Here is a 14,946-nt window from a genome sequence, read left to right on the forward strand (position 1 = left end):
GCCCCTACTGGTTGCCCGGATCAGCCCAGGTGGGTCCGCACGGCCTCGGCCAGCCGACCGGCGACCGCCTCGGCCTGCACCTCGTCCGCGGCCTCGACCATCACCCGCACCAGCGGCTCGGTCCCGGACTTCCGCAGCAGCACCCGCCCGGTGGAGCCCAGCTCGGCCTCCGCCTCGGCGACCGCCGCGGCAAGCTCCTCGCAGCTGTCGACCCGGCTCCTGTCGACACCCTTGACGTTGATCAGCACCTGCGGCAGCCGGGTCATCACCGCCGCCAGATCGGCCAGCGACTGCTTGGTGGCGGCCAGGCGCGCGCCGAGCATCAGACCCGTCAGCGTGCCGTCCCCGGTGGTGGCGTGGTCCAGCAGGATCACGTGCCCGGACTGCTCACCGCCCAGCGCGTAACCGTGCTGCTTCATCTCCTCCAGCACGTACCGGTCGCCCACGGCCGTCTGCACCAAGTCGATGCCCTCGCGCTCCATGGCCAGCTTGAAGCCGAGGTTGGACATCACGGTGGCGACGGCGGTGTTGCGGCGCAGCGTGCCGGCCTCGCGCATGGCCACGGCGAGGATGGCGATGATCTGGTCGCCGTCCACCTCGTTGCCGTCGGCGTCGGCGGCCAGGCAGCGGTCGGCGTCGCCGTCCAGGGCGATGCCCAGGTCGGCCTTGTGCTCCTTCATCGCGATGCGCAGCTTGTCCAGGTGGGTGGAGCCGACGCCGTCGTTGATGTTGAGGCCGTTCGGCTCGGCGCCCAGGGTGTAGACGACCTCGGCACCCGCCCGGGCGAAGGCCTCGGGGGCGACCCGGGCGGCCGCGCCGTGTGCGCCGTCGATGACGACCTTGACGCCGTCCAGGCGGTTCGGCAGCACCGCGATCAGGTGGGCGACGTACCTGTCGAAGCCCTCGGTGTACTGGCGGACCCGGCCGACGGCGGCGCCGGTGGGGCGCTTCCAGTCCTCGTCGCCCACGCCGTAGCGGCGGTAGTGCTCCTCGATCGCGTCCTCGATCGCGTCGTCCAGCTTGTGGCCGCCGCGGGCGAGGAACTTGATGCCGTTGTCGGGCATCGCGTTGTGGCTGGCGGAGAGCATCACGCCGAAGTCGGCGCCGAGCGCGCCGGTGAGGTACGCCACGGCGGGCGTCGGCAGCACGCCGACCCGCAGCACGTCCACGCCCGCGCTGGCCAGACCGGCGATCACGGCCGCTTCCAGGAACTCCCCGGACGCGCGCGGATCACGGCCGACCACCGCGACCGGCCGATGCCCGTCGAAGGCCCCCGCGTCGCCGAGCACATGCGCCGCGGCCACCGAGAGGCCCAGCGCCAGTTCGGCGGTCAGGCTCTCGTTGGCCACACCGCGCACACCATCCGTACCGAAGAGTCGTCCCACAGCCCCATCCTCCGTCGCCAATCCATTGGCAAATCTCTCGCGGCTCCCCGGCCTCCGCACAGGCGTAGGGGAGAGAAAGCACGACGCCCCGGAGCACACGGGGTGCTCCGGGGCGTACGACTGCACCCACGGGGGTGCGAACCATCGCAGATGGTACGCCCCCCGGCGGAGGTGCTTAGCGCTTGCTGTACTGCGGGGCCTTACGGGCCTTCTTGAGACCGGCCTTCTTGCGCTCGACGGCACGCGCGTCACGCATCAGGAAACCGGCCTTCTTGAGGGCGGCGCGGTTGTTGTCCACGTCGGCCTCGTTCAGGGCGCGGGCCACGCCGAGGCGCAGCGCGTAGGCCTGACCGGAGACGCCGCCACCCGAGATGCGGGCGACAACGTCGTAGCGGCCGTCGAGCTCAAGGAGCTTGAACGGCTCGTTGACGGTCTGCTGGTGCACCTTGTTGGGGAAGTAGTTCTCCAGGGTGCGACCGTTGATCTTCCACTTGCCGGTGCCCGGGACGATGCGCACGCGGGCGATCGCCTCCTTGCGACGGCCGAGGCCGGCGCCGGGGATGGCCTCGCCGAAGCGGCCGGCCAGCGACTCGGTGGTGTAGGTCTCTTCCTCGGAGGTGTACTCGACGGCGTTCTCGTCGAACTCGACCTCGAGGGTGCTCTCGATGGCAGTCTCGGCCACGGTGTTCCTCAGCTCCTGCTGTTCAGTGATGGGGTTTTGGTGGCCGGAATTACTGCGCGACCTGGGTGATCTCGAACGGCACCGGCTGCTGCGCAGCGTGCGGGTGCTGGTCGCCCGAGTAGACCTTCAGCTTGGAGAGCATCTGACGGCCCAGGCTGTTCTTGGGGATCATGCCCTTGATGGCCTTCTCGACGGCCTTCTCCGGGTTCTTGTCCAGGAGGTCGTCGTAGCGGACCGAGCGGAGACCGCCCGGGAAACCGCTGTGGCGGTAGGCCATCTTCTGGGTCTTCTTGTTCCCAGACAGGTGCACCTTGTCGGCGTTGATGATGATGACGAAGTCACCAGTGTCAACGTGCGGCGCGTAGATCGCCTTGTGCTTGCCCCGGAGGAGGTTGGCGGCCTGGGAGGCCAGGCGGCCGAGCACGACGTCGGTCGCGTCGATGACGTGCCACTGACGCTGGACGTCGCCGGGCTTGGGGCTGTACGTACGCACGGTCGTAGCCTTCGCTTTTCAGTGAGTGAGTCCTGACAGGAGCACCTGGCAGAAGAGATCAGCCTGGTCCCGCTTGGACGCAATTCAAGGGGAGCCGCTGGTCATCGGCCTGGTATCTCCGGCGTACCGACCTCTCACGTGAGATGGAGCGAGCCAATACGCACAACAAGCGCCCAGCCTACCGGCCAGGCCGGTAGGGGTCAAAAACGGTCAGCGATCGCGCACCACGCGCGCCTCGTCCCAGACCGGCTCGGGCGCTTCGTACACCTTGCCGTCCGAGCCGAAAACCAGGAAACGGTCGAAGGTGCGGGCGAACCAGCGGTCGTGCGTCACACAGAGAACCGTGCCGTCGAAGGCCTCCAGACCCTCCTGCAGCGCCTCGGCGCTCTCCAGGTCGAGGTTGTCGGTCGGCTCGTCCAGCAGCAGCGCCGTCACCCCGGACAGCTCCAGCTTGAGGATCATCAGCCGCGCCTGCTGGCCGCCCGAGAGCGACTCGAAGCGCTGCTCCTCCTGGCGGTCCAGCTCGTAGCGGCGCAGCGCGCCCATCGCCGCCCCGCGGCTGAGCGCGTGCTCCTCCTCGACGATCGACCTGACGGTGCGCCCGAACAGCTCCGGATGGGCGTGGGTCTGCCGGAAGTGTCCGGGGACCACCCGCGCGCCGAGCTTCCAGGTGCCGCTGTGCTGCACCGACTCGTCCCCCGCGAGCAGCCGCAGGAAGTGCGACTTGCCGGAGCCGTTGGAGCCGAGCACCGCGACCCGCTCGCCGTAGAAGACCTCCAGGTCGAAGGGCTTCATCAGGCCGGTGAGCTCCAGGCCCTCCAGCGTGAGCGAGCGCACACCGGTACGGCCGCCCTTGAGCCGCATGGTGATGTTCTGCTCGCGCGGCGGCTCCTCCGGGCGGCCGGCCTCCTCGAACTTCTTCAGCCGGGTCTGCGCGGCGGCATAGCGGGTGGCGAGCGCGTGGCTGACCGAGGCCGCCTGGCGCAGGGTCACCACCAGCTTCTTGAGCTTGGCGTGCTCCTCGTCCCAGCGGCGGCCGAGCTCCTCGAAGCGCGCGAAGCGGTCCTTGCGGGCCTGGTGGAAGGATTCGAACCCGCCACCGTGCACCCAGACGCTGCTGCCGGCGGCGCTCGACTCGACGCTGATGATCTTCTCGGCGGTACGGGAGAGCAGCTCGCGGTCGTGGGAGATGAACAACACAGTCTTCGAGGTGGCCTTGATGGCCTCCTCCAGCCAGCGCTTGCCGGGCACGTCCAGGTAGTTGTCCGGCTCGTCGAGGAGCAGCACCTCCTCCGGACCGCGCAGCAGCGCCTCCAGGACGAGCCGCTTCTGCTCGCCGCCCGAGAGGGTGTTCAGACCGCGCCACTGGGCCTTGTCGAAGGACATGCCCAGGGCGGCCATGGTGCAGACGTCCCAGTCGGTCTCGTAGTCGTAGCCGCCGGCGTCGCTCCAGTCGGCGAGCGCCTGCGCGTACGCCATCTGCGTCTTCTCGTCGTCCTGCGCCATCATCGCCAGCTCTGCGGCGTCGACCGCCTTGGCGGCGGTGGCGATCCTGGCCGGCGCGACGGAGACCAGCAGGTCGCGTACCGAGGCGTCGGCGGGCAGGGCGCCCGGCGTCTCCTTCCGGTCCTCGCGGCCGGTGGTGCCGACGAACTGGCGCATCACGCCGAGACCGCCGCTGACCGTGACCGAGCCGCCGTGCGGCTGGGTGTCCCCGGCGATCATGCGCAGCAGCGTGGTCTTGCCGGCGCCGTTGGCACCGACCAGTGCGACGGCGGAGCCTTCGCCGACCCGGAAGGACGCGTCGTCGAAAAGCACCCGCCCGTCCGGCAGGTAGTACTCAAGGTGCGAAATCTCGACGTGTCCCATAGGTCGGATTTTGCTATGCCCGGCCTCCTGGGCCCAAACGGATTTCCGTACCGATTCGGTACACCCGCAAGGTGCGGTCCCGGCCATGCCCTAAAATTCGCGCTTATGAGCGATGGGTCGGCAGTCACACCTGAGTCGGGCGAGCAGCAGCCGCAGAACCCTTCTGCGATCCCTCCGCAGGCGGCAGCTCCCACTCCGCAGTTCCCCACACACACGCAGCCGCAGCAGGGCTTCGACCCGGCCGCGGGCTTCCCCCCGCAGGCCGCTGCGCCCAACCCCAGCTACGGCTACCCGCCCGCCCAGGGCGGCTACGGCTACCCCGCGGCGCAGGGTGGCTACGGCTACCCGCCGCTGGCCGCCCCGGCCGAGGAGCCGGACTGGTACTCGCTCGCCGAGCAGAACGAGGCCTCGAGCCGCAAGCGCAAGCGGCTGCTCCTCATCGGCGGCGGTGTGCTGGCGGCGGCGGCCGTGGCGGGGATCGTGGTCACCACGCTGATGGTGGGCGGCGACAAGACGCCCGACGCCGGCCCGTCCGCCTCGGCGAGTGCCAGTGGCAAGGCCTCGCCCTCCGCGAGCGAGACCGGGCCCGCCCCGACCACCCCGCTCGAGGTGATCAGCTCCACCCGGACGGACACCGCGAGCGTCACCCTGACCGCGCTGTTCCCGAGCCCCACGCTGAACCTGCAGGGCCGCCTCTACACCAAGATCGCCACCGATCTGGACAAGGACTGCAAGGCCGCCCCGGTCAACGGCCTGGAGCAGACCCTCCACTCGCTGGGCTGCTACAACGTCTACCGGGCGACGTACAGCAACGGCAGTGGTCTGGAGATCACCGTCGGCGTCGCGACCTTCGCCAGCGACACCAGGGCCACCAAGGCCAAGGCCGGTACCAAGGGCAACATCGCGCCGCTGGTGAAGGACACGGTCACCGCGTTCTGCCAGAACGGCGTGAAGTGTGCCACCACCCAGTCCTCCCTCGGGCGGTACGCCTATTTCACGATCGCCGGCCCGGCCGACGGCTCCGCCGTCTCCGACAAGGACAAGGCCGCGCTGGCGGCGGCCAAGGACATCTCCGGGTCGATCTACGAGAACCTGCTGGAGCGCGGCCGGACCGGCCTGGCCAAGGTCACCGGCTGAGCCGGGCCCGGCCCGCCGGTCCCGGTGCTCAGCCCGCCAGGCCCGGCAGGGTGCGCATCCGGCGGGCGGCCCGGTTCCGGTCCGCGAGCTGGTCGTCGGCCGGGTAGCCGACCTCCTCCAGCGTCAGCCCGTACGGGCGGATGACGTTGACGGCGGAGTTGCGCACCCCGCCGGCCAGCACCTCGCCGGGGAACTCCACCGGCCGGTGCCCGTCGCCGACCAGCAGCATCGCGCCGACCAGCGCGCGCACCATGTTGTGGCAGAAGGCGTCGGCGCGCACCGTCGCCACCGCCAGCGAGCCGGCCACCCCGGCCGTGTGGCTGTCGGCGGGCACCCGCTCCCAGTACAGGTCGAGCAGGGTGCGGATGGTGGTCGCGCCCTCGCGCTTCTTGCAGTACGCGGCGAAGTCGTGCTCGCCCAGCAGCAGCTTCGCGGCCTCGTTCATCTTCTCGATGTCCAGCGGCCGGTCGTGCCAGAGCACGTGCCCGCGCAGCAGCGGGTCGACCCCGCCCGGGTGGTCGGCGACCCGGTAGGCGTACCGGCGCCAGATCGCCGCGAACCGCGCGTCGAAGCCCGCCGGCGCCTCGGTCATCCGGTAGACCCGGACATCGCCCGGGAGCCGCCCGGCCAGCCGGCGCAGCAGCTTCTCCCCGTGCGCGGCCCACAGCTCGACCGGCAGGTCCACGTGCGCGACCTGACCCCGGGCGTGCACCCCGGCGTCCGTCCGGCCGGCCACCGTGAGGTCGTACGTCTGCTCGCTCCGGGTGACCACCCGCAGCGCGTCCTCGATCTCGCCCTGGACGGTACGGCGGCCGGGCTGGCGCGCCCACCCCGAGAACTCCGCGCCCTGGTACGCCAGGTCCAGCCGGATGCGGACGGTCCCGTCGGCCGGGCCCTCCTGCTGCTGCGGCGTCTGCTCGCAGTCCTTGAGCACAACTACTCCCAGTAGAAGGAACGGGCCCGCTCCCCCATCACTGGGAAAGCGGGCCCGAACTCACACCCAAAGGTGTCAGGCGGTCTCGGCCTCGGTGGCCTCGACGGTGGTGGCCTCGTCGGCCTCCTTGACGGCGCGCTTGGTGGCAGCCTCGGCCTCGCCGACGGCGGTCTGCGCGACGGTCAGGGCCTCGACCAGCTCGATCACGGCCATCGGCGCGTTGTCGCCGCGGCGACCGCCGATCTTCGTGATGCGGGTGTAACCACCCGGACGGTTCTCGTAGCGCGGCGCGATCTCGGTGAAGAGGGTGTGCAGCACAGACACGTCGGTGATCGTCTTGCGGACGATGCGACGGTTGTGGATGTCGCCCTTCTTGGCCTTGGTGATCAGCTTCTCCGCCAGCGGGCGCAGGCGGCGAGCCTTGGCCTCCGTGGTGGTGATGCGGCCGTACTGGAACAGCTCACGGGCCAGACCGGCGAGCAGCAGGGGCTCGTGGTGCGGGCCGCCGCCGAGGCGGGCACCCTTGGTGGGACGCGGCATGGATTAACTCCTTGAATCTCCGACTACGGCCGTACCAGGTACCGCAGCGGGCGTACGGGCACTGTTGCCCGGACGGCTTTCTTGCATCGAACGGGGGCGGCCCCGGGGCCGCCCCCATCCAAAATCAGTACTGCTCGGTCTCCGCGTAACCCGCGTCGTCCAGGTCGTCGGCGCCGAAGGCGTCGGCGGCAGCGGTCGGGTCGAATCCGGGCGGGCTGTCCTTGAGGGCCAGGCCCATGCCGGCCAGCTTCGCCTTGACCTCGTCGATCGACTTCGCACCGAAGTTGCGGATGTCGAGCAGGTCGGCCTCGGAGCGGGCCACGAGCTCACCCACGGTGTGGATGCCCTCGCGCTTGAGGCAGTTGTAGGACCGAACGGTGAGCTCGAGCTCCTCGATCGGCAGCGCCAGGTCGGCGGCCAGGGCGGCGTCCGTCGGGGACGGGCCCATGTCGATGCCCTCGGCGTCGATGTTCAGCTCGCGGGCGAGACCGAACAGCTCCACCAGGGTCTTACCGGCCGAGGCCATGGCGTCACGGGGGCGCATGGCGGGCTTGGTCTCGACGTCGACGATCAGCTTGTCGAAGTCGGTCCGCTGCTCGACACGGGTGGCCTCGACCTTGTAGGTGACCTTCAGCACGGGGCTGTAGATCGAGTCGACCGGGATGCGGCCGATCTCCTGGCCGGAAGCCTTGTTCTGCACGGCGGAGACGTAGCCGCGACCGCGCTCGACGGTCAGCTCCATCTCCAGCTTGCCCTTGCCGTTGAGCGTGGCGAGAACCAGCTCGGGGTTGTGCACCTCGACACCGGCCGGGGGCGCGATGTCGGCGGCGGTGACGACACCCGGGCCCTGCTTGCGCAGGTACATCACGACCGGCTCGTCGTGCTCCGAGGAGACGACCAGCTGCTTGATGTTGAGGATGAGGTCGGTGACGTCCTCCTTGACGCCCGGCACGGTGGTGAACTCGTGCAGGACACCGTCGATCCGGATGCTGGTGACAGCAGCGCCGGGGATCGACGAGAGGAGCGTACGGCGGAGAGAGTTGCCGAGGGTGTAGCCGAAGCCCGGCTCGAGCGGCTCGATCACGAACCGCGAGCGGAACTCGTCTACGACCTCTTCGGTCAGCGAGGGGCGCTGAGCGATCAGCATGTTTTCAGATCCTCCAGTTGTCTTCGGCACCCACTATTTGATGCCGAACAGAACCAGCGTACGGGGTCCTGAACAGAACAGGACCCCGTACGCGGTTTAAAGCAACACCCATGCCCGAAGGCGCTGCGTCAGACGCGGCGGCGCTTCGGCGGACGGCAGCCGTTGTGCGGGGTGGGGGTGACGTCCTGGATCGAGCCGACCTCGAGGCCGGTGGCCTGGAGCGAACGGATCGCGGTCTCGCGGCCGGAGCCCGGACCCTTCACGAAGACGTCGACCTTGCGCATGCCGTGCTCCTGCGCGCGGCGAGCGGCAGCCTCGGCGGCCATCTGCGCGGCGAACGGGGTGGACTTGCGCGAGCCCTTGAAGCCGACGTGGCCGGCGGAGGCCCAGGAGATCACGTTGCCCGAGGGGTCGGTGATCGAAACGATCGTGTTGTTGAACGTGCTCTTGATGTGGGCGTGCCCGTGAGCGACGTTCTTCTTCTCCTTGCGGCGCACCTTCTTGGCGCCGGCAGCCTGACGACCCTTGGGGGGCATAAGTCTGTTTCTCCTACTGAGGTGGTCGGTCCGCTAACCCGCGGGCCGGAGGGATGTCCGGTTAACGGGCGGACTACTTCTTGCCCGGCTTCTTCTTGCCGGCAATCGCGCGACGCGGGCCCTTACGGGTACGCGCGTTGGTGTGGGTGCGCTGACCGCGGACCGGCAGGCCGCGGCGGTGACGCAGACCCTCGTAGCAGCCGATCTCGACCTTGCGGCGGATGTCGGCGGCAACCTCACGGCGGAGGTCACCCTCGACCGTGTAGTTGGCGTCGATCCACTGGGCGAGCTTGACGAGGTCGTCCTCGGAGATGTCGCGAACGCGGATGTCGGGGTTCACGCCCGTCTCGGCCAGCGACTGCTGGGCGCGGGTACGGCCGATGCCGTAGACGTACGTGAGGGCGATCTCGATCCGCTTCTCGCGGGGGAGATCAACGCCGGCGAGGCGTGCCATTCATGGCTCCTGTGTTTCTTCAGAGGTCTTACGTGCCGCCTACTCCTTCGCCTCTCGACGATGGAGCCCCGGCCTCTGACCGGGGGTGGCAGTCCGTCCTGCGAGGGACGGATCGGGCAGCCCGCTTATGACGTTTTTCGCGTCGCGCGAAGTACTACGAGAAATGCGGGGAGGATCAGCCCTGGCGCTGCTTGTGGCGCAGGTTGTCGCAGATCACCATGACCCGGCCGTGGCGGCGGATCACCTTGCACTTGTCGCAGATCTTCTTGACGCTCGGCTTGACCTTCATGTTCAGGTTCTCCGGGTCTAGATCTGACGTTTGCTTACTTGTAGCGGTAGACGATCCGGCCGCGCGTCAGGTCGTAGGGGCTGAGCTCCACAACGACCCGGTCGTCCGGGAGGATACGGATGTAGTGCATCCGCATCTTGCCGCTGATGTGCGCGAGGACCTTGTGACCGTTCTGCAGCTCAACCTTGAACATGGCGTTCGGGAGAGACTCGATCACGGTGCCCTCGATCTCAATGGCGCCTTGCTTCTTTGCCATGAACTGCGAGATCCACCTTCCGGGACCGGCTACCGTATGCGGCACGCTCGTGCGAACCTGGGTTCACCCCGACCCCGAGGGGAAGAGGGCGTGCGAAAGCACGCTACGAGTGAGCCGACGGTCCATCGTACGCCACCGGGCCCGCTAACAGAAATCAGCGCACGGCCAGCGGCGCGACCTCGGCGGTGCAGGCCGAGCAGCGGCGGGCGGCCTCGGGGATCTCGGTGAGGCACTCGGGGCAGGGACGCTTCGCGACCTTGGGCTTCTTCGGCAGGTAGCGGGCGCTGGCCTTGGTGACCGGCAGCACCACGCAGAAGTACAGCACCGCGGCGGTCATGATGAACGCGATCAGCACGTTCAGGAACTGACCGTAGGGGAAGACGACCCCGCCGACCTCGAAGTGGTACTTGCTGAAGTCGCCGGCCGCGCCGACCACCACGCCGACCAGCGGGGTGAGGAAGGCCGACACGAAGCCGGTCACCACCGCGGTGAAAGCCGCACCGATGACGACACCGACCGCCATGTCGATGACGTTGCCGCGCATCATGAAGTCCCGGAAGCCCTTGAGCACTGCTCTCCCCTTTGGTCCTGTACGTCTGTGAGTCACTAAAAATAGGACAAAGGGCCTGGAGGAAGAAATCCTCCAGGCCCTGACGAGGCGTCAATCAGGCCAGCGGGTCCGGTGCCGCCGTCACGCCGAGGGCCGCCAGCGCGGCCTTGCCGCCGTCGAAGGCGGTCAGCACCAGCGGGCCCTGCTCGGTGATGGCCACCGAGTGCTCCCAGTGCGCGGCCCAGGTCCCGTCATTGGTGACGACCGTCCAGTCGTCCTCCAGGACCGTGGTGTGCGGCGTGCCGAGCGAGACCATGGGCTCGATGGCCAGCACGGTGCCGGGGACGAGCTTGGGGCCCTTGCCGCGCCCGCGCTCCACGTAGTTCAGCACGTGCGGCTCCATGTGCATCGCGGTGCCGATGCCGTGGCCGCCGTAGCCCTCGGTGATGCCCCACTTGCCCTTCGGGGGAAGCGGCTGGCGGCGGATGAAGCCCTCGATCGCCTTGGAGACCTCGACCAGGCGGTTGTTCTTCTTCATCTGGGCGATACCGGCCCACATCGAGCCCTCGGTGACCTGGCTGAGCATCGCGACCTCGGGCCGCACCTCACCGACCGGGACGCTGATGGCGGCGTCGCCGTGCCAGCCGTCCACGATCGCGCCGCAGTCGATGGAGATCAGGTCGCCCTCCATCAGCCGCCGGTCGCCGGGGATGCCGTGCACGACCTCGTTGTTGACCGAGGCGCAGATCACACCGGGGAACCAGAGGCCGCCGTGGTGGGCGCGGAAGTTGGAGGTGGCGCCGTGGTCGGCGATGACCTTCGCCGCGATGTCGTTGAGCTCCTGGGTGGTCACCCCCGGGGCCACTGCCTCCCGGCAGGCCTTGAGCGCCTCGGCGACGACCAGGCCGGCCGCCCGCATCTTCGCGATCTGCTCGGGGGTCTTGATCTCCACCATCTGGTCACGCCTTCCACTGTTGTCCGCACGCCCGGTCCTTGCCGGGCGGCCGTGCACTCATACCACCGTACGACGCCGTACGGCCGCGGTGCCCCGAGCGGGGGCTCCGCGGCCGTACGGCACTGCCTGAGACTCAGACGGTCTTCTTCTGCTCCAGAGCGGCGACAGCGCGCTCGGTCACTTCGTCGACCTTGCCCAGCGCCGAGATGGTGACCAGCAGACCCTGCTGGTTGTAGTACTCGATGATCGGCTCGGTCTCGGTGTGGTAGACCTCCAGCCGCACCCGGACCGCTTCCTCGGTGTCGTCCGAGCGCTGGTAGAGCTCGCCACCGCACTCGTCGCAGACGTCCTCGACCTTCGAGGGGTTGTACACCACGTGGTACACGTGGCTGCCGTCGTTGCGGCACAGCCGGCGACCGGCGATGCGCTTGACGACCTCGTCCTCGGGGACCTCCAGGTCGAGCACGCCGTCCAGCGCGATCCCGGCCTCGGCCAGGATCTCGTCCAGGGCCTTGGCCTGGCCGATGTTGCGCGGGAAGCCGTCGAGCAGGAACCCGTGGGAGGCGTCGGGCTGGAGCATCCGGTCCTTGGCCATCCCGATGGTGACCTCATCCGGTACCAGGCGACCCGCGTCCATGTACGCCTTCGCCTCGAGCCCCAAAGGGGTGCCCTGGCTGATGTTGGCGCGGAACAGGTCTCCGGTGGAGATGTGGGGAATGGACAGGGTCTTGGCGAGCACGTGCGCCTGAGTACCCTTCCCGGCCCCGGGAGGTCCGACGAGGACGATACGCATCAGCGGAGGAACCCTTCGTAATTACGCTGCTGGAGCTGGCTCTCGATCTGCTTCACAGTTTCGAGTCCGACGCCGACGACGATGAGCACGCTGGTGCCGCCGAACGGGAAGTTCTGGTTCGCGCCGAAGGCAACCAGGGCGATCATCGGGATCAACGCGATCAGGCCCAGGTAGAGCGATCCTGGCCACGTGATGCGGGTGAGCACGTAGTTCAGGTACTCGGCCGTCGGTCGGCCGGCCCGGATGCCCGGGATGAACCCACCATACTTCTTCATATTGTCGGCAACTTCTTCGGGGTTGAAGGAGATCGCGACGTAGAAGAAGGCGAAGAACACGATCAGCACGAAGTACGTGGCCATGTAGATCGGGTGGTCGCCCTTGACGAAGTTCGTCCGGATCCAGGTCGCCCAGCCGGCCTGGCTGTTGGTCAGCTGGACCACCAATGCCGGGATGTACAGCAGCGACGAGGCGAAGATGACCGGGATGACACCGGCCTGGTTGACCTTCAGCGGGATGTAGGTCGAGGTGCCGCCGAAGGCCCGGCGACCGATCATCCGCTTCGCGTACTGGACCGGGATCCGGCGCTGGGCCTGCTCCACGAAGATGACCAGCATCACAACGATGACACCGACCGCGATGACGCTGAGGAACTCCACCCAGCCGTCACCGATCTTGCCCTGCTGCTTGATCGCCCACATCGAGCCCGGGAAGCCGGCCGCGATGGAGGTGAAGATCAGGATGGACATGCCGTTGCCGATACCGCGGTCGGTGATCAGCTCGCCGAGCCACATGATCACGGTGGTGCCCGCGGTCATGGTGATGACCATGGTGGCGATCCGGAAGACCGACTGGTCCGGAACGATCTGGTTGGCGTAGACACAGCCCGAGAACAGCGCACCGCTGGACGCCGTGGCCACGATGCCGGTGCCCTGGAGGACGGCCAGCGCGATGGTCAGGTAGCGGGTGTACTGGGTGATCTTGGCGGTGCCGGCCTGACCCTCCTTCTTCAGCGCCTCGAGCCGCGGGATCACCACGGTGAGGAGCTGCAGGATGATGCTGGCCGTGATGTACGGCATGATCCCGAGCGCGAAGATCGTCAGCTGCAGGAGCGCGCCACCGCTGAACAGATTGACGAGCCCGAACAGACCACTGCTCTTGGTGTCCTTGAAACACGCATTGACCGCGGTGAAGCTGACACCCGGTACCGGGATGTGCGCACCCAGCCGGAACAGCACCATGATGCCCAGCGTGAACAGCAGCTTCTTGCGCAGGTCGGGCGTCTGAAACGCCCGCGCGAACGCACTGAGCACGGTGCCTCCTGCGCCTCCCGCACGTCGTCGGCGGGAGGGTCGGTCCTGATGTGGGGAGCGGGCCGGTCCGGCCCTGGGGTTTGCGGGCCCCCGTACGGACAGCACAGGCAAGCCTGTGCGCAGCCTACAAGGGAACTCCACGGACTCTAACAGTGTGCGGCCACTCCGAAGAAGCGCGTACCGCTCCCGCCGCCGACTCGCACGCCGGGATGCCCGGTTTTGGCCGGGCTTGAGCAGTCGTCCGACACGAATCGAGCTGACAAAGACGCTGGGCCCGTACCTCTCGAAAGAGGTACGGGCCCAGCGTTGTGAAGCAGTGTCAGCCGATTGCCGAACCTAGGTTCAGAGCAGCTCGGTGACGGTGCCGCCGGCGGCGGTGATCTTCTCGGCGGCGGAGCCGGAGACGGCGTCCACCGTCACCTGCAGCGCCACAGCGATGTCGCCCTGGCCGAGGACCTTGACGAGCTCGTTCTTGCGAACGGCGCCCTTCGCGATCAGGTCGGCCACGGTGACCTCGCCACCCTGCGGGTAGAGCTCGGCCAGCTTCTCCAGGTTCACGACCTGGAACTGCTTGTGCGCCGGGTTCTTGAAGCCCTTGAGCTTCGGCAGACGCATGTGGAGGGGCATCTGCCCACCCTCGAAGCGCTGCGGAACCTGGTAGCGGGCCTTGGTGCCCTTGGTACCACGACCGGCGGTCTTACCCTTGGACGCCTCACCACGACCGACACGGGTCTTGGCGGTCTTGGCACCCGGGGCAGGACGCAGGTTGTGGACCTTCAGCGGAGAGTCCGCCATGTCAGTCAACCTCCTCGACCGTGACGAGGTGGCGGACGGTGTGGGCCATCCCGCGGATCTCGGGACGGTCCTCCTTCACGACCACGTCGTGCATGCGCTTGAGACCAAGCGAACGCAGGGTGTCACGGTGGTTCTGCTTGCTACCGATGTAGGACTTGGTCTGCGTGATCTTGAGGCGAGCCATCAGGCGCTCACCCCAGCAGCACGCGCCCGCAGCAGAGCGGCGGGAGCCACGTCCTCCAGCGGCAGGCCACGGCGGGCGGCGATCTCCTCGGGGCGCACGAGGCCCTTCAGAGCAGCCACGGTGGCGTGCACGATGTTGATCGCGTTGTCCGAGCCGAGCGACTTCGACAGGATGTCGTGAACGCCGGCGCACTCCAGGACGGCACGCACCGGGCCACCGGCGATAACACCGGTACCGGGGGACGCCGGCTTCAGGAGCACGACGCCGGCGGCCTTCTCGCCCTGGATCGGGTGCGGGATGGTGCCCTGGATACGGGGGACCTTGAAGAAGTTCTTCTTGGCCTCCTCAACACCCTTGGCGATGGCGGCCGGAACCTCCTTCGCCTTCCCGTAGCCGACACCTACGGTGCCGTCACCGTCGCCCACCACGACCAGCGCGGTGAAGCTGAAACGACGACCACCCTTGACAACCTTGGCGACACGGTTGATCGCGACGACGCGCTCAACGTAAGCGGTCTTCTCGACGGCGGGGGCGTTGCCCCGGTCGTCACGCTTACGGTCACGCCGCTCGCCACCGCCGGTGCCGCCGCCGGCGCCGCTACCGCGGCGCTGGGGTCCAGCCATTGGAATTACCTCTC

19 protein-coding genes are annotated in these 14,946 nt (G+C 68.3%); 1 reads left to right on the forward strand and 18 read right to left on the reverse strand.

The genetic code is table 11. The features are described from left to right. Nucleotides 1-20 precede the first annotated feature (20 nt). The 4 genes from glmM to FB465_RS13935 form a co-directional block, all read right to left on the reverse strand. A complete protein-coding gene (gene glmM, locus FB465_RS13920; RefSeq protein WP_145790746.1) occupies nucleotides 21-1,385 on the reverse strand; it encodes a phosphoglucosamine mutase in 1,365 nt (454 codons plus the stop codon). Nucleotides 1,386-1,560: 175 nt separating this feature from the next. Further along, nucleotides 1,561-2,067 (reverse strand): 30S ribosomal protein S9, encoded by a 507-nt coding sequence (gene rpsI / locus FB465_RS13925; RefSeq protein WP_145790748.1) that lies wholly within the window; start codon nucleotides 2,065-2,067, stop codon nucleotides 1,561-1,563. A gap of 49 nt (nucleotides 2,068-2,116) precedes the next feature. After that, on the reverse strand, nucleotides 2,117-2,560 hold the full coding sequence (rplM, locus tag FB465_RS13930; protein ID WP_030263432.1) for a 50S ribosomal protein L13: 444 nt from the start codon (nucleotides 2,558-2,560) through the stop codon (nucleotides 2,117-2,119). 210 nt (nucleotides 2,561-2,770) lie between these two features. Continuing rightward, complete coding sequence (locus FB465_RS13935; protein WP_145790750.1) at nucleotides 2,771-4,429, reverse strand: ABC-F family ATP-binding cassette domain-containing protein; 1,659 nt, start codon at nucleotides 4,427-4,429, stop codon at nucleotides 2,771-2,773. Nucleotides 4,430-4,534: 105 nt separating this feature from the next. Here FB465_RS13935 and FB465_RS13940 point away from each other — a divergent pair, with 105 nt between their 5' ends. Then, nucleotides 4,535-5,566, forward strand: a complete 1,032-nt coding sequence (locus FB465_RS13940) for a Sec-independent protein translocase family protein (RefSeq protein ID WP_145790752.1) — start codon at nucleotides 4,535-4,537, stop codon at nucleotides 5,564-5,566. Nucleotides 5,567-5,594: 28 nt separating this feature from the next. Here FB465_RS13940 and truA read toward each other — a convergent pair whose 3' ends face one another. From truA to rpsE, 14 genes are all read right to left on the reverse strand, one after another. Beyond that, complete coding sequence (truA, locus tag FB465_RS13945; protein WP_145790753.1) at nucleotides 5,595-6,500, reverse strand: tRNA pseudouridine(38-40) synthase TruA; 906 nt, start codon at nucleotides 6,498-6,500, stop codon at nucleotides 5,595-5,597. Between the two features lie 75 nt (nucleotides 6,501-6,575). Continuing rightward, the gene (rplQ, locus tag FB465_RS13950; RefSeq protein WP_145790755.1) at nucleotides 6,576-7,040 is read right to left on the reverse strand and encodes a 50S ribosomal protein L17; all 465 of its coding nucleotides are present in this window, start codon (nucleotides 7,038-7,040) and stop codon (nucleotides 6,576-6,578) included. Nucleotides 7,041-7,164: 124 nt separating this feature from the next. Further along, nucleotides 7,165-8,187, reverse strand: a complete 1,023-nt coding sequence (locus tag FB465_RS13955; RefSeq protein ID WP_030055844.1) for a DNA-directed RNA polymerase subunit alpha — start codon at nucleotides 8,185-8,187, stop codon at nucleotides 7,165-7,167. Nucleotides 8,188-8,315: 128 nt separating this feature from the next. Continuing rightward, a complete protein-coding gene (gene rpsK, locus FB465_RS13960; protein ID WP_073924289.1) occupies nucleotides 8,316-8,723 on the reverse strand; it encodes a 30S ribosomal protein S11 in 408 nt (135 codons plus the stop codon). A 73-nt stretch (nucleotides 8,724-8,796) separates the two neighbouring features. After that, nucleotides 8,797-9,177: a 30S ribosomal protein S13 gene (gene rpsM / locus FB465_RS13965; RefSeq protein WP_145790757.1), complete on the reverse strand. Its 381-nt coding sequence runs from the start codon at nucleotides 9,175-9,177 to the stop codon at nucleotides 8,797-8,799. 175 nt (nucleotides 9,178-9,352) lie between these two features. Continuing rightward, nucleotides 9,353-9,466, reverse strand: a complete 114-nt coding sequence (gene rpmJ / locus FB465_RS13970) for a 50S ribosomal protein L36 (RefSeq protein ID WP_003956441.1) — start codon at nucleotides 9,464-9,466, stop codon at nucleotides 9,353-9,355. A gap of 34 nt (nucleotides 9,467-9,500) precedes the next feature. Next, on the reverse strand, nucleotides 9,501-9,722 hold the full coding sequence (gene infA, locus FB465_RS13975; RefSeq protein ID WP_003956442.1) for a translation initiation factor IF-1: 222 nt from the start codon (nucleotides 9,720-9,722) through the stop codon (nucleotides 9,501-9,503). 154 nt (nucleotides 9,723-9,876) lie between these two features. Continuing rightward, nucleotides 9,877-10,293 carry a large conductance mechanosensitive channel protein MscL gene (mscL, locus tag FB465_RS13980; protein ID WP_145790759.1) on the reverse strand — a complete coding sequence of 139 codons (417 nt, stop codon included), beginning with the start codon at nucleotides 10,291-10,293 and terminating at the stop codon, nucleotides 9,877-9,879. Between the two features lie 94 nt (nucleotides 10,294-10,387). Further along, nucleotides 10,388-11,227, reverse strand: a complete 840-nt coding sequence (gene map, locus FB465_RS13985) for a type I methionyl aminopeptidase (protein ID WP_145790760.1) — start codon at nucleotides 11,225-11,227, stop codon at nucleotides 10,388-10,390. A gap of 133 nt (nucleotides 11,228-11,360) precedes the next feature. Then, a complete protein-coding gene (locus FB465_RS13990; RefSeq protein ID WP_145790762.1) occupies nucleotides 11,361-12,020 on the reverse strand; it encodes an adenylate kinase in 660 nt (219 codons plus the stop codon). After that, nucleotides 12,020-13,330 (reverse strand): preprotein translocase subunit SecY, encoded by a 1,311-nt coding sequence (gene secY, locus FB465_RS13995; RefSeq protein ID WP_145790764.1) that lies wholly within the window; start codon nucleotides 13,328-13,330, stop codon nucleotides 12,020-12,022. The genes FB465_RS13990 and secY overlap by 1 nt, the downstream gene beginning before the upstream one ends. A gap of 342 nt (nucleotides 13,331-13,672) precedes the next feature. Beyond that, complete coding sequence (gene rplO, locus FB465_RS14000) at nucleotides 13,673-14,125, reverse strand: 50S ribosomal protein L15 (protein ID WP_145790766.1); 453 nt, start codon at nucleotides 14,123-14,125, stop codon at nucleotides 13,673-13,675. 1 nt (nucleotide 14,126) lies between these two features. Then, complete coding sequence (gene rpmD / locus FB465_RS14005; protein WP_030055835.1) at nucleotides 14,127-14,309, reverse strand: 50S ribosomal protein L30; 183 nt, start codon at nucleotides 14,307-14,309, stop codon at nucleotides 14,127-14,129. Then, entirely contained in the window at nucleotides 14,309-14,932 is a 624-nt protein-coding gene (gene rpsE / locus FB465_RS14010; protein WP_033824222.1) for a 30S ribosomal protein S5, read from the reverse strand. Before rpsE ends, rpmD begins: the two co-directional genes overlap by 1 nt. Nucleotides 14,933-14,946: the final 14 nt, after the last annotated feature.

This window comes from Kitasatospora atroaurantiaca (genome assembly GCF_007828955.1).
Lineage (GTDB): Bacteria > Actinomycetota > Actinomycetes > Streptomycetales > Streptomycetaceae > Kitasatospora > Kitasatospora atroaurantiaca.